General features: G+C 49.1%; 22 protein-coding genes. 13 read left to right on the top strand and 9 right to left on the bottom strand.

Going from position 1 to position 26,562, the window contains the following annotated elements; all coding sequences use genetic code 11:
* Together hemL and D0Y50_RS01570 are read left to right on the top strand one after the other, a co-directional pair.
* On the top strand, positions 1-1,281 hold the full coding sequence (hemL, locus tag D0Y50_RS01575) for a glutamate-1-semialdehyde 2,1-aminomutase (protein ID WP_117315174.1): 1,281 nt from the start codon (positions 1-3) through the stop codon (positions 1,279-1,281).
* 24 nt (positions 1,282-1,305) lie between these two features.
* On the top strand, positions 1,306-2,403 hold the full coding sequence (locus tag D0Y50_RS01570) for an adenylate/guanylate cyclase domain-containing protein (RefSeq protein WP_232366392.1): 1,098 nt from the start codon (positions 1,306-1,308) through the stop codon (positions 2,401-2,403).
* A 2-nt stretch (positions 2,404-2,405) separates the two neighbouring features.
* Here D0Y50_RS01570 and D0Y50_RS01565 read toward each other — a convergent pair whose 3' ends face one another.
* Together D0Y50_RS01565 and ggt are read right to left on the bottom strand one after the other, a co-directional pair.
* Positions 2,406-3,326, bottom strand: coding sequence for a Dyp-type peroxidase (locus D0Y50_RS01565; RefSeq protein ID WP_108565713.1), 921 nt, complete (start codon positions 3,324-3,326; stop codon positions 2,406-2,408).
* Positions 3,327-3,390: 64 nt separating this feature from the next.
* Positions 3,391-5,070 (bottom strand): gamma-glutamyltransferase, encoded by a 1,680-nt coding sequence (gene ggt / locus D0Y50_RS01560; RefSeq protein ID WP_108565714.1) that lies wholly within the window; start codon positions 5,068-5,070, stop codon positions 3,391-3,393.
* A gap of 491 nt (positions 5,071-5,561) precedes the next feature.
* Here ggt and D0Y50_RS01555 point away from each other — a divergent pair, with 491 nt between their 5' ends.
* The gene (locus D0Y50_RS01555) at positions 5,562-6,404 is read left to right on the top strand and encodes a glycosyltransferase family 2 protein (protein ID WP_108565715.1); all 843 of its coding nucleotides are present in this window, start codon (positions 5,562-5,564) and stop codon (positions 6,402-6,404) included.
* Positions 6,405-6,589: 185 nt separating this feature from the next.
* On the opposite strand, the gene D0Y50_RS01550 is transcribed toward D0Y50_RS01555, so the two are convergent.
* The 3 genes from D0Y50_RS01550 to glnK form a co-directional block, all read right to left on the bottom strand.
* Positions 6,590-8,035, bottom strand: coding sequence for a catalase (locus tag D0Y50_RS01550; RefSeq protein WP_117315171.1), 1,446 nt, complete (start codon positions 8,033-8,035; stop codon positions 6,590-6,592).
* Positions 8,036-8,263: 228 nt separating this feature from the next.
* Complete coding sequence (locus D0Y50_RS01545; RefSeq protein ID WP_108565717.1) at positions 8,264-9,511, bottom strand: ammonium transporter; 1,248 nt, start codon at positions 9,509-9,511, stop codon at positions 8,264-8,266.
* Between the two features lie 30 nt (positions 9,512-9,541).
* Positions 9,542-9,880, bottom strand: a complete 339-nt coding sequence (gene glnK / locus D0Y50_RS01540) for a P-II family nitrogen regulator (protein ID WP_108565718.1) — start codon at positions 9,878-9,880, stop codon at positions 9,542-9,544.
* 252 nt (positions 9,881-10,132) lie between these two features.
* Between glnK and D0Y50_RS01535 the strand changes: the two genes are divergently transcribed.
* Both D0Y50_RS01535 and D0Y50_RS01530 read left to right on the top strand, forming a co-directional pair.
* Complete coding sequence (locus D0Y50_RS01535; protein ID WP_108565719.1) at positions 10,133-10,924, top strand: hypothetical protein; 792 nt, start codon at positions 10,133-10,135, stop codon at positions 10,922-10,924.
* A gap of 98 nt (positions 10,925-11,022) precedes the next feature.
* Entirely contained in the window at positions 11,023-11,940 is a 918-nt protein-coding gene (locus D0Y50_RS01530) for a DUF808 domain-containing protein (RefSeq protein WP_117315169.1), read from the top strand.
* 606 nt (positions 11,941-12,546) lie between these two features.
* Here D0Y50_RS01530 and mrcB read toward each other — a convergent pair.
* Positions 12,547-14,862 (bottom strand): penicillin-binding protein 1B, encoded by a 2,316-nt coding sequence (mrcB, locus tag D0Y50_RS01520; RefSeq protein WP_117315167.1) that lies wholly within the window; start codon positions 14,860-14,862, stop codon positions 12,547-12,549.
* A gap of 159 nt (positions 14,863-15,021) precedes the next feature.
* Between mrcB and D0Y50_RS01515 the strand changes: the two genes are divergently transcribed.
* Complete coding sequence (locus D0Y50_RS01515) at positions 15,022-15,264, top strand: hypothetical protein (RefSeq protein WP_108565723.1); 243 nt, start codon at positions 15,022-15,024, stop codon at positions 15,262-15,264.
* Between the two features lie 9 nt (positions 15,265-15,273).
* Positions 15,274-17,043, top strand: a complete 1,770-nt coding sequence (locus tag D0Y50_RS01510; RefSeq protein WP_117315165.1) for a PHA/PHB synthase family protein — start codon at positions 15,274-15,276, stop codon at positions 17,041-17,043.
* Positions 17,044-17,365: 322 nt separating this feature from the next.
* Here D0Y50_RS01510 and D0Y50_RS01505 read toward each other — a convergent pair whose 3' ends face one another.
* A complete protein-coding gene (locus D0Y50_RS01505) occupies positions 17,366-17,764 on the bottom strand; it encodes a DUF4168 domain-containing protein (protein ID WP_170145434.1) in 399 nt (132 codons plus the stop codon).
* 290 nt (positions 17,765-18,054) lie between these two features.
* Here D0Y50_RS01505 and phaR point away from each other — a divergent pair, with 290 nt between their 5' ends.
* From phaR to D0Y50_RS01480, 5 genes are all read left to right on the top strand, one after another.
* Entirely contained in the window at positions 18,055-18,480 is a 426-nt protein-coding gene (gene phaR / locus D0Y50_RS01500) for a polyhydroxyalkanoate synthesis repressor PhaR (protein WP_108565726.1), read from the top strand.
* Between the two features lie 289 nt (positions 18,481-18,769).
* On the top strand, positions 18,770-19,435 hold the full coding sequence (phaP, locus tag D0Y50_RS01495; protein ID WP_117315163.1) for a TIGR01841 family phasin: 666 nt from the start codon (positions 18,770-18,772) through the stop codon (positions 19,433-19,435).
* Between the two features lie 23 nt (positions 19,436-19,458).
* Positions 19,459-19,806, top strand: a complete 348-nt coding sequence (locus tag D0Y50_RS01490; RefSeq protein ID WP_108565728.1) for a phasin family protein — start codon at positions 19,459-19,461, stop codon at positions 19,804-19,806.
* A gap of 94 nt (positions 19,807-19,900) precedes the next feature.
* Positions 19,901-21,118, top strand: coding sequence for a polyhydroxyalkanoate depolymerase (locus tag D0Y50_RS01485; RefSeq protein ID WP_108565729.1), 1,218 nt, complete (start codon positions 19,901-19,903; stop codon positions 21,116-21,118).
* A 73-nt stretch (positions 21,119-21,191) separates the two neighbouring features.
* On the top strand, positions 21,192-22,406 hold the full coding sequence (locus D0Y50_RS01480; RefSeq protein ID WP_108565730.1) for a lytic murein transglycosylase: 1,215 nt from the start codon (positions 21,192-21,194) through the stop codon (positions 22,404-22,406).
* A gap of 35 nt (positions 22,407-22,441) precedes the next feature.
* Here the strand turns inward: D0Y50_RS01480 and phbB are convergent, their stop codons facing one another.
* Entirely contained in the window at positions 22,442-23,164 is a 723-nt protein-coding gene (gene phbB / locus D0Y50_RS01475) for an acetoacetyl-CoA reductase (RefSeq protein WP_108565731.1), read from the bottom strand.
* A 153-nt stretch (positions 23,165-23,317) separates the two neighbouring features.
* Positions 23,318-25,810, bottom strand: a complete 2,493-nt coding sequence (hrpB, locus tag D0Y50_RS01470) for an ATP-dependent helicase HrpB (protein WP_117315161.1) — start codon at positions 25,808-25,810, stop codon at positions 23,318-23,320.
* 108 nt (positions 25,811-25,918) lie between these two features.
* Here hrpB and thpR point away from each other — a divergent pair, with 108 nt between their 5' ends.
* On the top strand, positions 25,919-26,539 hold the full coding sequence (thpR, locus tag D0Y50_RS01465; RefSeq protein ID WP_232366391.1) for an RNA 2',3'-cyclic phosphodiesterase: 621 nt from the start codon (positions 25,919-25,921) through the stop codon (positions 26,537-26,539).
* Positions 26,540-26,562: the final 23 nt, after the last annotated feature.

Genomic DNA, 26,562 nt, shown 5'->3' with positions numbered 1-26,562 from the left:
ATGCAAAAATCTGAAGCTTTATTTACCCGCGCCCAAAAAACAATTCCGGGCGGCGTTAACTCTCCAGTGCGTGCGTTTAAAGCCGTAGGCGGTACACCACGCTTTATTACTAAAGCCGATGGACCCTATATGTGGGATGCCGATGGGAAGCGTTATATTGATTACGTACAGTCGTGGGGGCCAATGGTACTGGGCCATAATAATGAGCGTATTCGCAATGCGGTCATCGAAGCGGCGGGCAGCGGACTTAGTTTTGGCGCGCCCACCGAAGCCGAAATTTTCATGGCCGAAAAAATTAACCAGTTAGTGCCGTCAATGGAGATGGTGCGCATGGTAAATTCAGGTACCGAAGCCACTATGTCAGCTATTCGGATTGCCCGCGGCTATACTAACCGTAATAAAATCGTTAAATTCGAAGGTTGCTACCACGGTCATGCTGATGCCCTATTGGTAAAAGCGGGGTCCGGCGCGCTGACCTTTGGTGTGCCGAGCTCGCCTGGCGTACCTGCCGATGTGGCGAAACACACTATCACGGTTGAGTTCAATAACCTCGATAGCGTGGCCGAGGTATTTGCCGAACACGGTGATGACATCGCCTGTATTATCGTTGAACCGGTTGCCGGCAACATGAACTGCATTCCGCCCGTTCCGGGCTTTTTAGAAGGATTGCGGGAGATTTGTGATAAGCATGGCACCCTGCTTATTTTTGACGAAGTCATGACCGGTTTTCGGGTAGCCCGGGGCGGCGCGCAAGCGCGGTATAATATCGTGCCGGATATGACCTGTCTGGGCAAAGTTATTGGCGGCGGCATGCCAGTAGGCGCGTTTGGCGGCAAAAAAGAGATTATTAGTTATGTCTCTCCTACCGGACCGGTATATCAGGCGGGCACGCTGTCGGGTAACCCGGTAGCGATGGCGGCTGGTTTAGCTGCATTGGAGCAACTTGAAGATGCCAGTCTTTACGACAGTATTTTTGCTAATACACAAAAGCTGGTAGACGGCATGCAGGCGCTTGCGGACAAACACGGTGTACCCATGACGACGAATGTCGCCGGCAGTATGTTTGGACTTTTCTTCACAGATGTTGATAAAGTGACGAATTATCAGCAAGCTATCAACTGTAATACAGAACAGTTCAAGCGCTTCTATCATGGTATGTTGGACCAGGGTGTTTATTTAGCACCAGCGTCCTACGAAGCTGGCTTTGTCTCCAAAGCCCATGATGAGGCGATTATTGAGGCTACACTCGCTGCCGCAGACCATGTACTGGGCGAATTATAATTTGTCGGAAGTAGAGAATTAAATGTGACTGAATTGACGTTATTGCTACTGTGTTTAACAGCCGTTATCAGTATCTATGGCGTCATTGTCACGGTCTTACTGCAGCGTAAAAAGCGCGAACTGGCCTGCGCCACTGACCAGGTATTCAGTCATCATGAAGCCCCGCTGGCGACTTCCGAGGAAGATAAAGAACGGATGTTTCGCCACCGGGCCGATGAAGCGCTTCGGCTTACCCGCACGATCCAAAAATTTATCCCCCGGCAGTTTGTCGACCATTTGTCCAAGCATGGGGGAATGGAGCTAAAACTGGGCCACGCTGATGAAGATGAAGTGGCTATTTTGTTTTGTGATATCAGAGGGTTCACCGGCCTTTCTGAACATATGCGGCCACAGCAACTCATGCAATTTCTGAACTCATACTTCTGCCGTATGAATGAACCTATTCATCAGAACCGCGGGTTCATAGATAAATTTATTGGTGATGCTATTATGGCATTATTCGATCATCCCGGTGGGACACCGCAGCAAAAAGCGGCTGATGCCTTGCAAGCCGCCCTGGATTTACGCATTGCGCTGTCTATGTATAACGCTGATCGCAAAAAATCGCAGTACGAGCCTTTAGGCGTTGGTATAGGCTTACATTATGGACCGGTAATACTGGGTACGGTGGGCTGCGAGGATCGTATGGATACCACCGTTATCGGCGATAGCGTAAACATTGCTTACCGGCTGGAGTCGCTGACTCCCCGCTTTAACGCAGATATCATCGTCAGTGCTACCATGCTGGAAACCTTGGGCAGCGGGTATGCGGTGAAAACCCGCTTATTGGACTGGGTCAGAGTTAAAGGTCGCCAAGCCCCCATCGAAATTTACGAAGTCCTTGATCACCTGAGTGAAGACGAGCAAAAACGACGCTTTTCCGTACAAACTCATATCGCGGCGGGGCTGGCCTGCCGCATTAAACGTGACTGGGACGGCGCGTTACTGCATTTTTATAAAGCGGTAGGTAAATATCCGCAGGATTCGCTGGCCCGGCATCATATTGCAGTGATAGAACAACTGCGTCAGCGTACCCTGGACGAGAAGTGGGATGGTGCGATGGAAACCGGTGCTCTTAGTTAACGCTAGCGGCTTGCCTGTTGGCGAATAAAGGTAACTGCTGGCGCAAAATAAGCCCCGCCGGATTGCGCGCTGGTAAAATCAAGCCAGCGGTCATAATCGCCTTCGCTATTCCCCACAATCTGGCTATGCAGCATAGTTTCAAAAGCCTGAGCCGAAGCCGAACAGCTGATAAAGAACAGCCCCTGCACCAGCAGGTCGCCATAGGGCATTCCCTGCTTCAGTAATCCGGGCGTGGAGGCGCCTGGCAATACCGCAGCACCCCGAAGGCTATGAGATGACGCAGATTGTTCCACACTCACCCGGTCATGTTCACGGGTTTTTCCCATAACCTGTTCCTGCTGGCGTTCAGACAGTGCCCGCCAGCGACGCAAATCATGCTGATACCGCTGCACATGCACGTAGCTACCGCCAGCAAAATCCGGCTCTAGTTGTGCATCTACAATAGCCACCTGACGCCGGGTCATGCCTCTGGGGTTATCTGAGGCATATACAAAGCCATTCAGGTCACGACCGTCTAAATAACGAAAACCTTGAACCTGCTCCACCAGCTCAACATGTAAGTGCAACAATTCCATAATATCGCAAGCCATCGCATGGCAAATATCCAGCCGGTCAGCACGGACCTGAATAAACAAATCACAGCCGGTGTCCGGCGCACTGCGATCTTCACATTGCATAGCTGGAAACGGGTGGAGTTCGCCAGGCTTACCCTGGTCATATAGTTCGTCCCAAAACGACGCACCGATAGCAACAACACCGGTGACCATCGCTTCGTAATGTTCGTTTTCGTAAAACTCGAATAAATCGAGTAACCGAGGTAAGGTTGCCCGGATAGTCTGTGCGTCGTCGTCAATGACATTCAGCAACAGATAATGAGCGTGCAAGTTTGGTTCTGCGCATATGCCTTTTTGCGGTTGCGTCATGCCTAAAAAGGTTCCTTATCCCACGGTTCTACGTTGGTTGTTATTATTTTGCATCCAAGTGTGGCTAATAGCCCGCAGCTTGTCCATCTTTTCGGCTTTCTGAAGCGCCAATATACACCTTACGTTGGGCATCATACATAATGGCTTGATAGCCGCCATAAATCCCTACCGCCGGCTGCAATGTATGTCCCCGTTCCATCAGGTCGCGCTGAACCTGCATGGTTACCCCCTGTTCCAGATGCACCTGGCCGCCCTGTGTCATCATCTCGCCGATTGGGCTGGACGAGCCACTGTGCAACATTCTGGGCGCATCACCGGCTTCCTGCAGGTTCATATCAAAATCAATCAGGTTCATTACAATTTGCGCGTGCATTTGCGGCTGGGTGGCCCCGCCCATTACACCAAAGCTGACCCACGGCTGGCCGTTGCGCGTGATGAACGCTGGAATAATCGTATGGAAAGGCCGTTTACCCGGCGCGTATTCATTAAAATGGCCGGCTTGCAGAGTGAATAATTCACCGCGATTTTGCAGTACAAACCCCAATCCGGGTGGCGTCATACCCGACCCCATGCCGCGATAGTTACTTTGAATCAAAGACACCATGTTGCCTTGGCTATCTGCCACCGTCAGATAAACCGTATCGCCCTCGTTAAGTCCTGCGTCAACCCGCTGGGCGGCTTGTTTATGGTCAATAAGCGCAGCGCGTTGTTGGGCATAGGGCTTGGCTATTAGTTGGGCCACCGGTATATCGTTAAAGGCCGGGTCAGCATAAAAGCGGGCGCGATCCGCAAAGGCCAGTTTTTTCGCCTCAACAAAGGTGTGAATATATTGAGCGGAACCAAACCCCATCCCCGCAACATCAAAATGCTCCATCATATTGAGAATTTGCAGCGCCGCGATGCCCTGGCCGTTGGGAGGCAGCTCCCACACATCATAGCCCCGATAATTGGTGGATACAGGCGTTACCCAGGTTGATGTATGAGCGGCGAGGTCGGCATAACTTAAAAAGCCTCCCTGCTCCTTCATATAAGCCGCTATTGTATGTGCGATATCCCCCTGGTAGAACGCCTTCGCGCCGCCAGTGGCAAGTTTTTCGTAGGTAGAGGCCAAATGGGGGTTACGAAATATATCGCCTTTTTGCGGCGCTTTGCCGTTAAGTAAAAAGGTTTCACTAAAGCCAGGGTAATGGCCTATTCGCTGGTTATTCATTTCCCAGTAATAAGCGATAAGTTCGGTGACCGGAAAGCCTTTTCGGGCATAGTTTATCGCCGGTGTAAGTATATTTTGCATGGGCAGGTGGCCGAACTTTTCATGTAAAGTAAACCAACCATCTACCGCCCCTGGTACTGAAACCGGTAATGGCCCAAAGGCAGGTATTTTGGTCAGCCCCTGGCGAGCAAACTCCGCTTTTTCCAGCGCTAAAGGGGATCGCCCTGAGGCATTGAGCCCGTAGAGTTTTTGAGTCTTGGCATCCCACACTATGGCGAACAAATCCCCGCCGATACCCGCCCCTGTGGGCTCCACCAACCCCAGCATAGCATTGGCTGCAATGGCGGCATCAATAGCATTGCCACCCGCTTTGAGAATATCCAGCGCGACCTGGGTAGCAAGGGGTTGACTGGTGGCAGCCATGCCTTGCTGGGCGATGACTTCAGATCGACTGGCGAAAGCTTCCCCCGTTACGCGGTCGTAAGCCTGTACGTGAAGAGCCACCAAGGTACTTAAAAATAAAAACCATCGCATCGTCGTCTCCCTGAGCTATGTATTGGCGGTATTTATGGTGCATTTTTTTTGGGTATTAGTGGGCTATTTACCCGCGTCTAAGGCGCGCGCAATGCCACTGTAATAATTACCCTGAAACTGTAATTTTTTTGTTAATTAACAAAAGTTCATGTCTCATACCTTCGCATGATTTCGTCGCAATACGCACCAGCGCAGTGCATTTTATCATTTTTAAACAGCCAGTTATGGCGCTACCCGGCTGCCTGTCTGGCTTCATACTATGGCACGAATTACGCTTATCTGTAGGGTGACTATGTCTAATAGTATTGTGATAACCCTGGATCTGTTAGGTGACTTATCATAACAGCGTCAGGCAGATGACCAACTTATTCTACAGTATGCAGGTCTTATTTTGTTACCCACAGGCCGATAGTGGCCTATTACACCGACACTGTGCACTTAGCCACCACAGCATACTGCTGCAGACCTGAAATAACAGGGAGGGAGTGATAATGAATCCGCCGTTAAGCATTGTGACAATAGTTAAAAGTCGGGTACGCCAGCTAACCAACCTGATACGTAGTATTGAACAGGCCGCCCCGCTGCCCTTAGAGCTTGTAGTGGTATGGATGGCCCCACCCTGTTCCGAATCGCTGATTACCAGCAGCAAATTCGACATCGTGCATAAGTTTGTGGCACATGACAATTTGCCCATCCCCAAAGCTCGCAATAAAGGTTTCCAGGCATGCCGCAGCGATAATATCGTATACATGGACGTAGATTGTATTTGTCCTGCCGGGCTATTTGGCCATATTAGCGACAAACTACAGCGCCAACGGGTTGTCACCGCTCAAATGCGTTATTTATTCAATGTACCAGAAAAAATAAATTACCCCTCATTACTTAATCAGGCCATTACACATCCTAATAGCGGACGTCATTTGATTGGCCAGGACACCGGTTTTGAGCAGTTTCATACCATGCTTTTTGCCATAACTCGCCAAGATTACAATAGCATAGATGGCTTTGACGAAAACTATGTAGGGTTTGGCGTAGGCGATGTCGATTTTGCTACCCGCTGCGAACAGGCCGGAATGTCACTTTATGTCATTGCAGACAAGGTATTGCATCAGTTTCACCCCAGGGTCGATCCGCCTATTAATCATCTGTTTGATATTGTTAATAATGCCTCGCTATATCGGCAAAAGTGGGGTTTTTATCCGATTCAAAACTGGTTGGAAGAATTTGCCCGGGAAGGATTGGTAAACGAGGACTTTCATACCGAAGGGCTAAAGGTTCGGCGGCTACCCACCAAAGAGGAAATAGCGGCGCACATGACTACCCGGCCGTATTAACCGCATACGGCTAGCAGTTTACGCCGCAGGCCTGGGTTGGCGCTCTGGGCGAGCTGGCCCATCAGCCTAGCCCAGTCAGTTGGTTATCAGCTAATGAAGGTAGGCCCGCCCCAAACCGAAAAGAAAACGGCGCAACTGAACCCAGTGCGCCGCTTATATTCGCCAGCTTTGTGGCGATCATTCAATCAACGTTTATTGACCGCCTGTTTAACGCCCTCGGCATATTCTGCCGATACTTTTTCCAGTACCGCGTACCAGCGGGCCTTAACTCCCTCACTGCATCCGCCTACGGCTTCTGCCATATTACTGTGTAAACGCTGTTTTTGGCCCGCGTCAAAGCTGTCGTAAAGTGCGCGCGGCTGCTTATAATCAACATCAGCTTCTTCCACATCATATCGGCCGGCATCGCCCTCTATACGCAGCGGTGGCTCAGGATGCTCAGGTTTAGCCGCCGGGCCTTCATACTGGTTTGGTTCATAGTAGGCATCCGGGTTACCAAAGTCGTTAGTAAAGAAGCGCATGGCGCCGTCTTTATGATAATGCCGCACTGACGTATTTTTGGGGGCATTAGCCGGCAGGGCTTCATAATGCGTTCCTAACCGGTAACGATGAGCATCAGCATAAGCAAAGACTCTGGCCTGCAGCATTTTATCGGGACTGTAGGCTATACCTGGCACCTTGTTAGAAGGCGAAAATGCTGCATTTTCTACCATCTGAAAATAATTTTGTGGTATTTGGTTCATTTCCAGCTCGCCTACTTCAATCAAAGGATAGTCGCCATGAGGCCATACTTTGGTTAAATCAAACGGGTTGTATTCCTGTTGTCCGGCTTCCTCTTCAGGCATCACCTGAATGTACATGGTCCATTTCGGGAAGTTACCGGCGCTTACCGCTTTTAGTAATTCTTCCTGATAGGACTCGCGGGTGCGCCCTATAACATCTTCAGCTTCGCGATTAGTATGATGTTGGTGACCCTGTTGCGTTTTAAAATGAAACTTCACCCAAAAACGCTCGCCTTGTGCATTGTATAAACTGTATGTATGGCTGCCATAACCATTCATGTGCATAGGCGAGGTGGGAATGCCTCGGTCTGACATTAAAATAGTCACCTGATGGACGGATTCAGGCTGCGATGCCCAAAAGTCGAACATGGCTTCGGGGCTACGTAAATTAGATTGCGGGTGACGTTTCTGTGTACGAATAAAATCAGGGAATTTATACGGGTCGCGCACAAAGAATACCGGGGTATTGTTTCCCACCATGTCCCAATTGCCTTGCTCTGTATAAAACTTCAGGCTGAAGCCTCGCACATCGCGTTCAGCATCAGCTGCTCCCAGTTCACCTGCCACCGTAGACCAGCGGCTTAAAACTTCGGTTTGCTTACCATTCTGGCTGAATACATCAGCACAAGTATAACGGGTGATATCATGCGTTACCGTAAACTTACCCTGTAAACCCCACCCTTTTGCGTGGACCGGGCGCTCTGGAATACGCTCACGGTTTTGGTGCGCTAGCTTTTCAATAAGTTGATAATCTTCCAGCAAAGCGGGACCGCGGGGGCCTGCGGTTTTGGTCGTGTTGTTGGATTCTACCGGTGCGCCAGCACTGGTGGTCAATGTAGATTTAGTCATTTCACTTCAACTTTTTTATTTATGGTAATACTAATACGGTATGAATAAGAACCGCGCCTAATAGGTTCTCACTATAGATGTAATAGGAAAACGCCATCCTGTACAGGTAAGCGACCAAAAATAAATCCATAAAAAAGCCCCGGTCATCGACCAGGGCTTAACAGTGGTGAGTTGAACGTTATTATTATTGTAATCGCGTGTTCAATCGAGACTTAGGTAAACTGCCGCCTATTTACGGCTTCCGGTAAAATCAGGATAGGCTTCAAGACCGCATTCACTGACGTCCACGCCATCAAATTCTTCTTCTTCGGTAACCCGGATGCCCATAATCGCTTTGATGATAAGCCACACTATCAGGCTAACAACGAAGACCCAGACAAAGATAGTCACTGCGCCTAACAATTGACCGCCAAACGAAGAGCCTTCATTGGTGAGGGGCACTAATAGCAGACCCAGCAAACCTACTGTTCCGTGGACCGAGATAGCCCCTACCGGATCGTCAATTTTTAGTTTGTCTAAAGCGACGATACTAAATACCACTAGTAAACCGCCTGCGGCACCAAATAATGTAGCTTGTAGAGGTGTAGGTGTAGACGGCTCTGCCGTAATGGCTACCAGGCCGGCTAACGCGCCATTAAGGGCCATGGTTAAATCGGCTTTGCCAAACATTAGACGGGCCAGCAACAGGGCGGCGATAGTACCGCCTGCGGCAGCTGCATTAGTATTCATGAAAACCACCGCCACTGAGTTGGCACTTTCCACTGTTGCAGTCGCCAATACGGAACCACCGTTAAAGCCAAACCAGCCCATCCAAAGAATAAATGTACCTAGTGTCGCCATCGGCAGGTTGGCACCCGGAATCGCATTAATTTTGCCATCTGCGGTATATTTACCTTTACGTGCTCCCAGTATCAGTACGCCAGCCAATGCGGCAGAGGCCCCTGCCATATGGACAATACCTGAACCCGCAAAATCAGAAAAACCATTATCACCCAGTACATACATTCCAAATACCGCTTCACCGCCCCATGTCCAGGCGCCTTCCATCGGATAAATAAAACCTGTCATGACTACAGCGAAGGCTAAAAAAGCCCATAGCTTCATCCGTTCAGCCACTGCGCCTGATACAATCGACATAGCCGTAGCAACAAATACCACCTGGAAGAAGAAATCTGCTGATGGAGCATAGGTAGCCGGTTCGTCAGTAATGCCGGTGGCGCCATCCCCCATAATACCGCTTAAGAACCAGCTAAAATCGGCTCCGCCGTACATAATGCTATACCCGCACACCATATACATGGTGCAGGCAATAGCAAACAAAGAGATATTTTTAGTTAAAATTTCGGTGGTATTTTTGGCTCTGACCAGGCCGGCTTCCAGCATGGCGAACCCTGCCGCCATCCACATTACCAGCGCGCCGCAAATCAAAAAGTAAAAGGTATCAAGTGCATACCCTAGTTCAAAGGTTATTTCCATTGTGGTTCTCTCCGCAATTTTTTTATTGGCTTACAACGCATCTGCATCAGCTTCACCGGTACGAATCCGGACAGCCTGTTCAAGGTTATAGACAAACACTTTACCATCGCCAATTTTGCCGGTTTTAGCCGCGCCCACTATGGCTTCTACCAAACGGTCTACCTGATCATCTAGTACGGCAATTTCCAATTTTACCTTAGGCAAAAAATCAACCTGATACTCGGCTCCGCGGTAAAGTTCTGTATGTCCTTTCTGACGCCCGAAACCTTTCACTTCGGTCACGGTCAAACCGTCAATACCGATTTCTGAAATGGCTTCGCGAACATCATCTAGCTTAAACGGCTTGATGATCGCTGTGACTAGTTTCATGTGTTGCTCCAAATGGTAGTTGGTTATGTTTATGCGGCACATTGCGTGTCTTAGGAGCAGTAATTCAAAACATGCGCCATAAATTTTTACCATTTAATATCAACAACCTATGGATTTCAATGCAACAAAATTATGACAAAGTCGCACCAATGTGGTGCGCCCCAGTAAGATTGCATTATAAGTGTGCAAAAAAACGGCAATAGCCTCGTTCCACATCATAAAATCGGTTGTTTTGGAGAAAAAGGAAGATAAATGACTACGGAAGCGTCTTTTTATGCACCGAAGCTGGGCCATCGACAGCCCTCGCACCACCACCCTATTCCAGCGCTTCGCTATCGGCGCTGGACCAGCTGGGGCGGCTCGGTATTGGTGCACGGGATTATTGCAGCAGTCGTGATTTTTCGGGGCGTCCCCCCGACGCTACCTTTGCCATCTTCGCAGCAGCCGTCGCCAGGGGTGCTTAAAGCTCGTTTGTTTCCCTCGTCCAGGGTGCCCCGTGAGCCTCGCCCGGCGCCCACCCAAACACCTTTACCCGCCCCCACCCTTGATGCCGCCGGCCCCGGTGTACAGGCCATCACAACCAATACGTCACCACTGCCTGCGTCAGGTGCGGCAAAACTACCATCGCCTGACAAGGTTCAGCCCCCCGCCACCGCATCACCGTCAAACATAAATACCTCTGCAGCATCTTCTGGCGAACCCGCCCCATCTGGCTATAAAAACCATATGCACCAATTCCTACAACAAGAAGCCCAGGCTAAAGATCGCGAACTGGGCCGTTCAGCCGCGCGCGACTTTGCCCGCTCGCACCATACCGTGCCCCTTAAAGACAATAGAAAGGGCCGGCCGCAAGCGCCGCTAACCCGTGCTCCTAAAGTACGGGTTAACTGTACAACTGCACTTAATAAGACCCTTACTGTACTTAGTACATTTACCGGGGGCCGACTAGACTGCAGTGAACCATCTTCATATGCCGACGACTATATCAATAAACGGGTTGCTGACCACTCGACTCAGCCAGCGCAGCCCCCAGCAAAGAATTGATTCCATTTTTATTTATCGCAATTCGTACTTGTTCACTGCAAACTGCGTATAACAACAATCAAAACGTCCTATCAACTACTTAGCCAAGGGGAATGTGTGTGGCCGCAGCCAATTTACTTGCCTTAATCGATGACATCGCAACATTGCTGGATGATATTTCGGTGATGTCGAAAGTCGCCGCAAAAAAAACGGCAGGCGTATTGGGCGATGATCTCGCGCTCAATGCTGATCAGGTTCAGGGAGTGCGCGCTGAGCGCGAACTGCCGGTGGTATGGGCAGTGGCCAAAGGGTCATTGCTCAATAAGGTTATACTGGTACCAGCAGCGCTACTGATCAGCGCTTTGTTACCGGTGCTTATTACGGTCTTTTTGGTAATTGGCGGCCTGTATTTGTGCTATGAGGGTGCCGAAAAGGTCTTTCATCGCCTGTTTCCCAAAGATACGGAGGCCGAGCGAGAAGCCCGCATCAAGCAACTTAGTGATAAAAATGTAGACCTGGTAGCGATGGAAAAAGAGAAGATAAAAGGAGCGATACGTACCGATTTTATTTTATCTGCCGAAATCATTGTCATTGCCTTAGGCAGTATTCAGGGCGCGGACTTTGTGACCCAGGTTGGCGTGCTTTGCGCGCTAAGTGTAGCCATTACGGTGGGCGTTTATGGGCTGGTGGCCGCTATCGTAAAAATGGATGATCTTGGACTTTACCTGCTGAAAAAATCACTAACGGGCAATTTCAATAGCATGCAGCGCATGAGTGGGCGCGGCTTACTTATTGCGGCTCCTATTTTGATGAAAGCACTGGCGCTTATCGGCACGGTAGCCATGTTTTTGGTTGGTGGCGGTATCCTGACGCACAATGTGCCCTTTATTCATCATCTCGCGGAACAAATTATACACAGCATTCAGGCGATGCCCTTGTTAGTTAGTATTGCCGTAGACGGTGTGGCCGGGTTTGTTGCAGGTGCGCTGGTCGTTGCTGTAATGACCGTCATTGCTAAGCTACGCGGTGGCGAATAAACGCATGAACATCGGCTAATTATCAATAAACTTTACCGGTGGTCATTTTGACCACCGGCTAGTTGGTTAAACCACTAAAATATAGCGTAACACTAACAGCAACGGTACAGACTCCTTCCCCTAAAAAAATAATCCTCATATATATCAAAGGTTTAAAAATATTAGCCGAGGTGGCACAACTATCGCTAAATATAATGCGACTTAGTATGAAATACCTATGCTGTGTGGCAATAGCCGTGCTGTACAGCGCGAGTGTACGGAAGTAGGCAGTGCACTCACCTGATTATGATTGAGCGGTGTTTCAAACAGTATGTTGAAACACGAGAAGGAATACGTTGGCAATTACGCCAGCACAGGGTTTGTGAGGCCATTATGATTAGTTATACTGCTGTTTTTATTGCATCTATGGCGCCGTTGGCAGCATTTGTCGCCAGCGCCATCATTATTAGTAGTGTGTACCGGGTTATGGGGCGGCGATAATTCCCCCCCCCACTGTTTGTTCCGCTCCCGTTGGACTTAGGCTTACGCCTGATAAGCGCAGCAGGTTTAGCCCGGCGATGACGTGCTGGGGTCAGGCTTAGCGGCTTATCAGGTGTAAGATTTTTTTTAGTCGAACCAGCGGTCCCACCAGCTCTTATCGTCCTGTTTATCGCTTTTAGGTGGCTCAATGGTTTCTCCGCGACAACCCGTACGCGGCGGCGGCAGCACCTCTAAGATAGCCGGCACGCTTAAAGAATCAGGACACCCGGCCACGGTAACTTTACCGGTGTTTTTATTAAAATGTGCAATGCCCAGCCCGTCCGGGAAACGTCGGGATAGTGATTTTGGAGACTGCAATTTTTGATAATTAATAAACACCGGTAGCGCACCCCCAGCGCCGGTCAAGTTTACCGGCTCGTTATCATCATTCCCCACCCAAATGGTAGACACATTATTGCGGTCAAATCCGGTAAACCAGCTATCCCGGTAATCATCCGTGGTGCCCGTTTTACCCGCCATATTGATATTGGGAAACTGCCCCCCGAGCCGCTTTGCCGTGCCCTCGCGAGTTACTTTAAATAGCCCGTAATTCAGTAAATAAGTAGCGGCTTCATCCGCGCGCTGGGAATAAAACTCAGCATGTTTCCACAACAGCTTGTCATTAGCCGAAACCACCGCCGATACCGTATGCAACGGAATATACCGGCCATTATTAGAAATAGTCTGGTACATCTGATTGGTTTGAATCGGTGCCATACTCATAGAACCTAATGTTAACGCAGGAACTTCTCTTATCCAGCTATTTACACCCAGGCGACGCACGGTTTCAATAACCTTATCCAAGCCCACTTCCATCCCCAGATTCACGGTAGGTACATTGAGGGATTCTATCAGGGCCGTGACCAGCGGTACTTCTCCGCGAAATGCTTTATCGTAGTTACGCGGCGACCATAGCTTGCCATCTTTGCTTTTCAAAGTGATGGGCTTATCCTGCAAGGGGGTGGCTAAATTGAATTCGGTAGGATCTTCCAACGCCGTTAAAAACACCGCTGGCTTAATCAGTGAACCAACTTGACGCTTAGCATCCAGCGCGCGATTAAAACCGTTATAGTCCGCTTGCCGGGAGCCTACAATAGCCCGTACTTCGCCGGTATCGATATGGGTCACCACCATCGCACCTTCCAGCTTCGCTTTACGATCTTTTTGCAAGCCGTCTAAAGTTGACGACAAAGCCTTCTCAGCCCGGCGCTGAGCATAAATATCTAACGTGGTAAAGACCTTAACGCCAGAGTCGCGTAAGCTCGGATCAGCCAGAATTTCCTTTAATTCCTGCCTTACTTTTTGCATAAACGCGGGATGCTTACCGCTTGCCAGGCTTGCACCACTGGCAAGGCCCATTGGTGCGTTCAAATACGACTCATATTGCTTGGCGGTTATTTCATTCGCCTCAAACAATAAACGTAAAATTAAATTACGCCGTTCCAATACCCGCTCTGGATGGCGTCGCGGATTATAAAAAGAAGGCCCTTTAATCATCGCTACCAGTGTCGCAATTTCCGGTACATTAAGCTCGGTGGCCGGGCGGTCAAAAAAGTAATAACTGGCCAGCCCGAAGCCATGAACGGCCATATCGCCATTTTGCGCCAGGAATACCTCATTCATGTAGGCCTGTAAAATTTCTGATTTGCTATAGCGGGCATCAATGATAATCGCCATCAGAGCTTCTTTGGCTTTGCGAATAATGGATTTTTCACGGCTAAGGTAGAGGTTTTTAACCAACTGCTGAGTCAGTGTGCTGCCGCCTTGCACCGTTTTCCCCGCCCGTAAATTAGCGATTAGGGCACGTACAATAGATAACGGTGCTACGCCGTGATGATCGTAAAAATCCCGATCCTCTACCAGCGTCAGGGTTTTTGGCAGCATATCAGGGACAGTATCAAGGGTTACCAGCATGCGATCTTCGCGCGCGCTGCTTACCAGCCGGGTCACTAGCCAGGGCTCCAGACGCACCGTTCCCACGGTTTGCCCTGCAGTATGGTCGGTTATAGATTCAATCCGATTACCCTGCCAGGTAATAGTGAGTTTACGCATAGACTCATAACCATCGGCAAACTGAAAGGCACGCCGTACCATAATGAGCTTACGGTTCCAGTACGCATATTCCCCGCTACTATCAGGATTGGTGACTTTGCGGTAGCCCAGTAGTGATAATTCTTCCAATACCTCGGTGGGCGTTATTTCCAGGGTTTTGCTAAGCACCAACGGGCGGGCATAGATTTGGGCTGGCACTTCCCACTTGTTGCCGGTGAAAGTGTGCTTTATCTGCGCGTCCAGGTAAATCATATAGCCGGCCACTATAACCATTGCCACAATGCAAAGTTTAATCAGTAAGCCGGTAAAGCTACGGCGATTTTTTTTCGCTTTAGTTTGTTTTTTAGCCACTTATCATGCCATGATGGAGGAACACTGGGAGGAATTCTGCGGGTTTCATTAAGCAATTTCCAGTGTGACAGCGTTCAGTTTACAGCCGGTGAATCAGTATACCTCATAAGGCCTGGTTAACCATCTGATCCAGTGGGATTTATTTGTAAGGAACGAACTATGAAAATTTCCATCGATATGGAACTATCCCCTCAGGAAGCACGCGAATTATGCGGCTGGCCTGATTTAAGCAAGCTGCATGAGTCCACCCTTAACCTGTTGGTAGACCAGCTCAAGAGTGGCAATCAGGAAGCGCTGATGTCTATGCTTAAACCTTATCTTCAGGGGAGTCAGCAAGCCTTTAGTTTTTACCAGAAAATGTTTGAGCAGATGGCGTCTCAGGGTACTGCCAAGACATCATAAGGAGGCGGTGTGCAACAACATGATTACAGTGAAGTGATGGCGCTGTTAAATCAGTATGCCGGACAATTTAATGCCATGGTGCAGCAAGTACTTAGCCAGCGTACGCAGAGTCACGATGGGCAGCCCATGTTTGACCAGGAAAAATTATTTTCCTTACTCAAAGAAGATGTCGAAGTCGATTCAGCCAGTTTGATGCAACACCAGCTCACCTTTATGCAGCAACAAAGCCAGCTATGGCAGCAAATGGGTAAAGTGATGATGGGGGAGAAAGTCGAGCCGGTGATCAGCGAGAGTCAGGATGACAAACGCTTTGCTCACAACGATTGGCAAGATAACCCGGTCTTCAGCTTTTTAAAACAGTCATACCTGATAAATACTCAAATGATGCAGGGCGTAGTAGAAGCCATGCATTTTAAAGACCCAAAATGTGCCGAGCAGGTGCGCTTTTATACACGACAGTATATGAACTCCATGGCGCCCACCAATTATTTAATGTGTAATCCGGAGGTATGCGAAGAGCTGCTCAAAACCAAAGGGCAAAGCATGGTGCAGGGTATAAAGAACTTTTTGCGGGACCTGGAACATAGTCCGCTTGAAGCATTTAAAATTACCCAGACCGCCACCGATGCGTTTAGCGTGGGTGACAACCTGGCAACCACGCCGGGTAAAATCATTTACGAAAACCCGCTAATGCAGCTTATCCACTACACACCGGCAACACCGAAACAATATGCACGGCCGATATTATTTGTACCGCCGTTCATTAATAAGTTTTATATTCTTGATTTAAACGAACGTAAATCTATGGTGAAAGGATTGCTGGATAAGGGGTTCGCGGTATTTATGATTTCGTGGGTAAACCCCGATGCCAGTTTAGCCGAGCACGATTTTGCCAGTTATATGCACCAGGGGCCTATAGCCGCGTTGGATGTGGTGTGTCGGGTTACCGGGCAGAGCAAAGTGAATATGACCGGCTTCTGCGTAGGGGGTACGCTATTGAGCGTAACTGCGGCCTATTTGCGGGCTAAACACGACGAACGCATCGGTTCGTTAACCCTGCTGACTACCCTGCTCGACTTTACCATACAAGGAGAGATAGGTAATTACGTCAATGATGACAGTATCGCCATAATGGAAAACAATGCCGATATAAAAGGCATTTATGATGGTCGAATTTTAGGCCTGAGCTTTTCATTACTGCGGGAGAACAATTTATTCTGGTCTTACTTCATCAACAATTATCTTAAGGGCAAAGACCCGGCGCCTTTTGATATTCTTTATTGGAATAGTGACGCGACCAATATAACCGCTGCCTGTTTTAAACAGTATGTGCGCCATACGTATTGGAAAAACAAACTGAAAGAACCGGGTGGCCTGACTATTGATGGCATTGCTATCGATTTAGCTAATATCGATATGCCAGTGTACTTTTTGGCTACCCTGGCCGACCATATCGTGTTGTGGCAAGGCGCTTACGCAGGCACCCGGCTCGTAAGCGGCGAGACCCGCTTTGTTTTAGCAGGCTCTGGCCATCTTGCCGGAGTAATTAACCCCGACAACAGTGGCAAGTATCCCCATTGGATCAACCCATCACTAGAAGGTGATGCACACCAATGGTTTGAGCAAGCCGAGCAGCATGAAGGCTCCTGGTGGCCAGATTGGCGCCAGTGGCTTACCGCGCAGGATAAAACCAAAGTTCAGGCCATTATGCCGGGCGAACATGTGGAATTTCCGGCTCGCGAAGAGGCGCCCGGCAGCTATGTGAGAAAAACTCTCTAAGGTAGGTTCCCCATCCCGCGCGCGGCGACGCATACAGTTTTTATGCTCTGGCCGGCATGGCGGTGTGGTTGACCTGACTCAGTTTACTTATGCAGGGTGATTGCCAAGGCGAACACACGCTCATAGGGTCGGCGAATGGTTCGGTGAGATGTGCAAGCTGAGGTGGCCATATAGGGGAGGCTTGTCTGTTTCCCGGTCGCAGTATATTAACCATTAAAAACGACTGCGCCCACCTTAATAAGGCGGGCGCAGGAAGAGCTTAAAGAGGAAAACTAGTCCCCATTACGCGCTGGCAATAACCGGCTGCGTAAACCTCACAGGTTTAGCTATTTTCCTGCTGGTTTTCACGGGCAATAGTTAGTACCCGCTCGCGTAATTTCTGGTCAGTCTGGACCTGTTGTGCAATCGTTGTGTATGTCTCTACTGACAGGCCGGTTTTTTCAATCTGCTCAACCATTTCAGTTTGTGCTTTCTTTTGGATTTCCTGAGCTTTTTCAGGGCTTTCAACATTTTTGAACTGCGAATCAAATTTGTTGGCTACATCACTGACCGCTTCCATTGCCATGGTGAATTTCAGCAAAGTGGTGTCATCAAAATTGGCAGCCTGCTGCTGTGCTTCTTGCTGAGCTGGTTGCGTGGATTCTTCTTGCGCATTAACAGCAAAAGAAGAAACACTTGCGATAACCGCACCAGCGGCAATAGTCTTAATAAATTTGTTCATACGTTGACTCCAGGTCAGTTTTTGAATTGCCCTTGTATAAAAGGGCGTGCCACAGTACAGAAGCCAATTCCATACCAGTTTCGTATAAACTATGTAAATCATAGTGTTAGCTCACAACAGCACGCTAACATGCACAGGCCACAATGAAAAGTGTCTGTTTATCTCACACCCCAGGTAAGTAAAAATGGCGCAGTCTGCAATCTTTGCTTGCTTTCGCATGGTTGAGGGCTTGCTGAAGGTACTGAGATTACGCTACTCTGAGAGTATCGTTTTCGCTACCAGACTGCCTTATGATTATTATTAAAAAATACCCTAACCGCAGGCTGTACGATACGTCCCGCAGCCAATACGTGAATTTGGAGTACATCAAAACCTTGATTGCAGAACACCAGGATTTTATGGTGGTCGACTCCAAAACAGAAGACGATATTACTAAATCATTACTCCTACAAATAATTAGTGAGTCTGAATCCAACGACAGTCAGTCTTTGTTAACCAACTCTTTGCTTAAACAGTTAATCCGTTATTACGACACAGATATGGAAGATTATGTCCGTCAGTACTTGGAGCAGAGTCTGCTGCATTTTATCGAGCAGCACGATCAAATGCAGGGTGTAATGAAAAATATGCTTGATGCCAACCCTTTCAATGTATTTAATAAAGTCATTGAGCAAAACATGGAGATGTGGAATACCACTAAAAAGCCGCGTAAATAACTGGCGAACCTCTGCGCCAAAAAACCGGCCCCCACTCTCCTTTTTACCCCGTCTTATATACGCTGTTCACTTGCCTTACCTTACTTTTTAGCGTTTTTCTAACTTGGATAACCTCTTTATGCTGCATTGCAGCATTTAAACCGCTATCGATATAAAATATTGATATAAGAAACCATGCTGCAGCGCAGCATATGCAGTTGACTTTGCGCTTCTCACTGTCTACTATTTAGACAACTTTGCTGCAGCGCAGCATTCTGGCTTTACGAAAGTAAACATAAGGGAGAAAACCATGTTCGGTAAATTTTCAGACCAACTGAAAACCAGCGCACAACCTGTGCATACCTTGCTTGAACTGAATGCAAAGACCTTTGAAAGTCTGGCTCAGCAACAAACGCAGTTATTTACGGGCATGTTGTCTGACGGTGTGAAGTACATGGAAACCATTTCGGTTCAGCCAGAATTGAAAACCTTTCTATCGGCCAATACCGAATATGCCAGTGCTTTGCGTGAACGTTTGACTGCAGCATCCAAGGATACCTACACCACGCTGACCGATATGCGCGAACAAATGACCAGCGTGGTATCCAGCTCGATGCAACAGGCGCAAGCGCAAACTGAAGACACTATGCAGCAATCTACCCAGCAGGCTAAAAATAATGTTGCCGAGACCGCAGATGCAGCAGCCCAGGTGCAAAAGGACATCGTAAAGGACGTACAGGAAAACGCCGATAGCACGGCGCAAAGCGCGGCCAGTGCGAGTGAAGACATCGCTGAACAAACTACTTCTGCGGTAGAACAAAATACAGCTGAAGCAGCAAGCGCAGTAGAACAAGCTACGGATAAAACCGCTGAGGCGGTGAAACAGGCTATTGACGCCGCCCCGGCTGCGCCAAAGAAAGCGCCCCGCAGCCGCCGTACATCGCCTAAAGCTGCGGCACCTAAATCGACTAATTAATATCGCCCCAACGGAGAAACGCCATGTTTGAACAATTAAATGAACAAATGAAAAATGCCATGAAGCCAATGACCGATCTGGCTGCCCTTAACATGAATACCATGCAAAGCCTGGCCGAAAAACAGAGTGAGCTTTATTCATCGCTTCTGACAGACGGTATGTCTTATATGGAACAGCTGAGCCAGCAAAAAGATATGATGGCAATGGCTGAAACCCAAAAGGCCTATATGGAATCTGTTCAGGAAAAGATGACAGAGACGGCGAAAACATCTTATTCGATTGTGAGTGAAGCGCAGCAGAAAGCCGGTGAAATGGTTAAAGGCATGAGTGAAGATATGGGTACGAAATTCACTTCTGCGACCCAGGTATAGTGGGCCTGCCGGCGCACGCCGGCAGCTTTCCATACGCTCTCACTCGCTTGTTGTGAGATGACATTTCTGTTGCCTATGTTTGTGGAGAGACGATATGAACTACCAGGCTTATGATTATCTTACCCGCACCGCTCATGTCATGCATGAGGGCTTCAGTTTACTAAATGCTGTGGCGAACCATCCGGCCAACTTATATTCACACACGTTACCTGGCAGAATAACCAAAGCCTCCCTTGAAACCGCTATGCGATTAACCCAACGTTACGAAAAGTTAGGTTTCAATATTGATGAATTTCATATTCAAGGTAAGCGTCATCGGGTGTGTGAAGAAATAACCCTAAGCAAACCATTTTGCGACCTGATTCACTTTAACCGTCAGGGGATAAAAGATACCCATAAGGTACTTTTGGTCGCGCCGTTGTCAGGCCATTTTGCCACCCTATTGAAAGGCACGGTTGAAGCCTTGTTGCCGGACCACGAGGTGTATGTTACCGATTGGGCTGACGCAAAAGAAGTGCCCTTGGAAGAAGGGCCGTTTACCTTTGACTGCTACGTAGAATACCTCATAGAGTTTTTGGAATATCTAGGCCCCGATACCCATTTAATCGCTATTTGTCAGCCTACTGTACAAGCCCTTATTGCCACAGCGGTGATGGCGGAACGCAAAAGTGACGCGGTACCAAAAACCCTGACCTTAATGGCGGGCCCTTTAGATACCAGTAAAAATCCTACCCGGGTTAACGAATTTTCGAGTCAGCACTCGATGGCCTGGTTTCGCAATGTGGCGATAATGACCGTACCGTACGGCTATCCTGGCGAAGGCCGACAAGTTTATCCTGGCTTTATGCAGCTCGGTGGCTTTATTAGTATGAATCATCAGGGGCATATGAAGAAATACGCCAACTTTTTTCAAAACCTGGTGTATGGCGAAGAAGAAGACGCCGACCGCTTTCGCGCCTTTTACGATGAGTATATGGCGGTACTGGATATCCCGGCTGAGTTTTATTTAGAAACTATCGAAAGAGTATTTAAAAACAACGAACTGGCCAACGGCGCAATTACTTATAAAGGTGAACCTGTTAACTTTGAAGCGATCGTCGATACCCCGTTGCTAACTGTAGAGGGAGCCGACGATGATATATGTGGCCTGGGTCAGACCGAAGCCGCCCAGACCATTTGTAAAAGTATCCCGCATTCTAAGCGCAAACATTATATACAACAGGGCGCAGGGCACTACGGAATTTTCAGTGGGTCTAAATTTCGTAAATTCGTCCGCCCACTGGTTACCGACTTTATCCATAAATATGTCTGACCACCGATAATTAATTCGCCTCAATATGGCCCTTTGCGATAGCATGAGGACCTTGCCATATTGAGGTATTTGTATGAAGCGTTTTTGTAATGTTATATCTGGCCTGGCCGTCGCCACTTTTTTTCTCGGCGCCAGCGCTCAGGCGGCCGAAGACTTTGCTCAATGTAAAGACAGGCTTTCCACTCAGGCGATAGCTGCAGGCGTGGACGAAGCAGTCGTAAACAAGGCGTTTGCCAGCGTGTCGTTTGTTCCCCGGGTTATTGAGCTTGACCGCAGCCAGCCCGAATTTGTTACCACCTTCCCTTCTTATTACAGCAAAAGAGTCACCTCATGGCGTATTGATAAGGGCCGCGAAATGCTGCAACAGCACGCCTCCTTGTTGAATGAACTGGAAGCAAAATATGGTATCCCGCCGCATTATTTGGTGGCGTTTTGGGGCCTTGAAACCAATTTTGGTTCCTATAAAGGCACCATGCCGGTGCTGAGTTCGTTGGCTACGCTGGCCTGTGACCAGCGCCGTAGCGATTATTTTACTGGCGAACTCATGACCGCTCTGAAACTTATGCAACGAGAACAACTTAGCCCGGAAGCAATGGTGGGATCCTGGGCGGGTGCGATGGGCCACACCCAATTTATGCCCACGGCGTATTATCGCTATGCCGTTGATGGTGATGGCGACGGCTTGGCAAATTTATGGGAAAGCGAACCTGACGCACTAACGTCGGCCGCTAATTTTCTCGATAATTTAGGCTGGGAGCCGGGTTTTCGATGGGGCCGTGAAATTCAGCTGCCCAAGGGTTTTGACTACCGCCAAACCGGCTATCAAAACCGCCAAAGCCTGACACAATGGCAACAACTGGGCCTGACTCAGGCAAATGGTAACCCGTTACCCGACAGCGATTTGACAGCGTATGTGGTAGTACCCGCTGGGCACAAAGGACCGGCTTTTCTTGCCTATCACAATTTTCGGGTGATTATGCGCTGGAACAATTCTGAATTTTACGCCATCGCAGTAGGTGAGCTGGCGAATCAATTAGCTGGGGCAAAAGGTTTGGTCGCTTCGTTGCCTGACCTCCCCGCCTATAGTCGGGACAACATCATCGACTTACAAAAGACCCTCAACCAAGAAGGTTTTGATGTAGGTAAACCCGACGGTATTTTAGGGCCTGCAACCCGGGCTGGTATTCGTGAATTTCAGTTAGCCAATGAGTTAATAGCAGATGGATTTCCTGGCGAGGATGTAATGCGTAAACTGGGGGTCGAGCTTACCGCAGGGGAAAAGAGTTAATTTCGCCTGCGGTGAATGGTTAACCTGATGGCGGATCAGTACATATGCTGACCGCCGTTAACTGATAAAGTAGAACCGGTAATAAAGGCGGCGTTATCGTCGACTAAAAACAAAACCGTACGGGCAATGTCTTCGGGCTTGCCCAGTCGGCCGACCGGAATTCGGGCAATGATTTTCTGTAGCACTTCTTCAGGTACCGCTCTGACCATTTCAGTATCTACATAGCCTGGCGCAATGGCGTTAACGGTAATTCCCTTGCCCGCCCCTTCTTGCGCTAATGCTTTAGTAAAGCCATGAATACCAGATTTTGCTGCAGCATAGTTTACCTGACCATACTGCCCTGCCTGTCCGTTAATTGAACCTACGTTGACAATCCGCCCAAAACCACGGCTACGCATACCTTCAATAACACAGCGAGACGTATTGAAACATGAGCCCAGATTGGTTTGTATAACGGCATTCCACTGCTCAAAATCCATTCTGTGCATGGTTCCATCACGGGTAATACCGGCATTATTTACCAGTATATCTATAGGTCCATAATCACTTTCAATATGATTGATGGCCTCTTGTGTCGCTTCATGATCTGATACATCAAACTTTAAAGACGGAATTGACGTCTTTTTAGTAAACGCTTGCGCTGCCTCATCGTTACCACAGTAATTGGCAATCACTTTATACCCAGCATCGTGTAATGCTGTACAAATAGCTTCACCAATACCCCGGGTTCCGCCTGTAACTAATGCGACTCTGCTCATTGAGCCCCTCCTTGTTGTGGTTATAGATTTGTACAACAACGCCAGTATAGGCACACAAAGGCAGCGCTGAACAGCGCAAAAATCACACATTATTAGTGCATTTATTAATCAGCTGTATTTTTAAAATTAAGCAATTGTTAAATGCGATAATTATCAACGCATTGCACGTTTGGTGCGGGTTGTAGCCGGGGCACTGGTCGGATCATCAGGCCATGGATGTTTTGGGTAACGGCCTTTCATTTCTTTTTTAATTTGCTGATAACTACCTTGCCAGAACTGTCCCAGATCCGCCGTCATCTGTAATGGTCTGCCCGCCGGCGACAACAGTGACAGAGTAACCGGCTGACGCCCCTGACCCACGAACAATGGGTCGGTGCTACCAAACATTTCCTGCATTTTTACCGCCAGGATGACCTGGCCGTCCGGCTGGTATACTAATGGCCGATCAAACCCCGACGGCACCATGATACTGGTCGGCAAATAGGTATCCAGCGCATGCTGCTGAGACCAGGGCAGTGCCTGATGGAGCATATTAACCCACGGCAGTTTAGCTAACTCACTGCGTTTCTTACAGCGGCCCAGTTTAGCCACCAGTTGTTGTGCAGAAATAATAGTCAGGGGATTGCCCTGGGCTGGCCAGGGCGGCGGAGTGTCGAATGCCTGCGGTTGCGGCAGGTTCAGTGTAGCAGCCAGTTGCAGGCGATGGAGCCATTGCTTAGCGGTGTCATCTAACGGCCAGTCTGTGGGGTTCAACGTTAACAGATAGTCATACCAAGCCTTGCCTATTTGTTCCGCTGACATGCTACCTACAGGTTCACTCAATAAGCTTATCTGTTGAAAGCGTGACACCTTGCGCGCCTGCATCCGCTGCTCACCGGTATGATAGTTGACCTCTGTAGTGGTACTAAAATAGTGTGGGAACAGCTGTTTTAGCGTTTCGACATTCACTGGCTGCGCCAATCTTATATAAACCTGGTTGTCGATTTGCTGGCCTTTTAATACCGTCAGCCAGGGGCCCAGATAAGTCGACCCCGGCATATCTGCGCCTTTTCCATTAGCCATTTTCCACTGACCCTCGCCGGTGCGGTAGGCAATTAAGTCGTCATAGGCCAGGGCAATAACTGCCGCGATATCATCAGGCGCTAGTTCGGCCGGAGCGCACAGCTCACCAGATTGGCGCAATACCCCCCAATAGCGTTTTGCCTGCTGCTGTAAACGGCTTCGCAAATGGCCCTGCAGATTACTCAGTACATCATGGGCTGTCAGCCCATCGGTCTGGCCGGTGGTGTCTTCGCTAAGGGCGGCTATCCATACTCCGGCATGCAACAGTGAAGCCGCTGCGGCACCAGGATATTGCTGTGCCTGTAGCAGCATATGCGCCAACCGGGGGTGGCACGGCAGATTGACGAGTTTACGGCCATAAGGGGTAATTCGCTGCTGGTTATCTATGGCACCTATTCGCAATAATAAAGAACGTGCCGCACTAAGTTGTGCACTACCGGGCTTATCCAGCAATGCTAGCTGACCTACGGTCGTGCCCCAGCCCAGAGCGCTGAGGTAAAGCATGCTGCTATCTTCTCGCAGTATTTGCGGCGTACTGTAACGGGCCAGACGGTCTTGCTGCTCTTTGGCCCAAAGACGATAACAGATTCCCGGGCCGAGCCGCCCCGCACGGCCTTTCCGCTGTGTCGCGCTGGCCTGGGAAATCATTTGGGTTTGCAGCTGGGTTAAGCCGCTAGCGGGATGGAATTGGGCGATATTTTCCAGACCACTGTCTACCACCACTGCAATATTCGCTATGGTTAAAGAAGTTTCGGCAATATTGGTGGCCAGAATGATTTTTTGTCTGCCCTGGGGATCTTTGTCCAATGCAAGTTGCTGAGTGGCTTTATCTAGCGCGCCATACAGTGAATGAATCACTACCCCGGGCAAGCGTTTGGCGGTCAGTAACTGGGTCACCTTATTAATTGCCCCGGCGCCGGGCAAAAAAACTAAGACATCGCCGCTGTGGTTAGTACAGGCCAACGCTGTATAGTCGGCTACTTTTTGGTGCAGCATGCGGGGGGCTACCTGCCCTGTGTAGACTTCTTCTACCGGGTACATTTTCCCTTCGCTGGAAAGCACCCTGGCAGCGGGCAATAGCCTGGCTACGGCCTGTGTATCCAGGGTGGCCGACATCACGACCAGGCGTAAATCGTCCCGTAGCCCTTGTTGCACCTCTAAAGCTAGCGCCAAGCCATAGTCGCTGTGAATACTTCGCTCATGAAATTCGTCGAATATAACAATATCCACACCGCTTAGCTCCGGATCATGTTCAATCCGCCGGCTCAATATGCCCTCGGTGATAATTTCCAATCGGGTGTGCTCGCTAACCCGGTTCTCCCCTCGAATGCGATACCCCACTTTCTGCCCTACCTCTTCACCGAGTTGTGAAGCTAAAAAGAGCGCTAAGTTTCTTACTACCACTCGCCGCGGCTGCATCAGTACAATGCGCTTATCGGGAAAGTGGCTTAACAAAGCCAGGGGCAATACCGTAGACTTCCCAGCGCCCGGGGGCGCCGCTACAATCGCGTCGGTTTGTGCCAGCGCCTGACATAAGGGCGCAACGATAGCCTGCGCGGGAAAATCGAATGAAGTCTCTTTCATAAAACGTGTTAACAGCTAACATGACAATCAAAGTGGCTCTATTTTACGTAGACAGCAGTTAAATGCATATTAATCTGCCAAGTTAGGGTTAAAAGAGGGAGATACACCATGAAAATGCGCTGTTTTATAGGATTGGACCTATCCGTAAGCAACAAACTTGCGCTTGAGCAATGGCGCAACAAAGCTTTGCCAGATCTCCCCAGCCGGACGCCAGCCCCCGCTAAAGGAAGCCGCCATAAAGTTAGCAGTGCAGCGCCACCAGCGGCGGTGGCCCCGGCAAATTTTCATTTAACCCTGGCGTTTTTAGGTCAGCTTGATATGCGCCAGCACGAAGAAGTGATGGCAAGATTGGATGAGGTTAGACAGCCGCCGATCTCCTTAACGTTGGACACAACCGGGGTGTGGCAAGGGCCAAAAATTTTGTTTTGCGCCCCCCATAATGTGCCCGATGAGCTCTACGAACTAGTACGCCAGGTTACCAAAGCCGCTCGGCAGTCCGGTATTGCCATAGAGCGACGCGAATACCGTCCCCACGTCACCATGTTACGTAAAGCCAGTGCTGCCTTGCCACCCCCTTTATACCCGCCGCAAATAGCCTGTAACTTTGACAAATTTCATTTGTTTGAATCGGTTAGCAGCCCCCATGGGGTAAGTTATCCGATACGTCATAGCTGGCCGCTGATCCCGAACCTGTCAGTACGCGAGAGGTTACGTCGCGGACTGGCATAAGTTATCGGTTATTGGCGCTTTAC

The sequence above is a fragment of the Salinimonas sediminis genome (assembly GCF_003429285.1).
GTDB lineage: Bacteria > Pseudomonadota > Gammaproteobacteria > Enterobacterales > Alteromonadaceae > Alteromonas > Alteromonas indica.
This window is presented reverse-complemented; position numbering and strand designations above follow the sequence as displayed.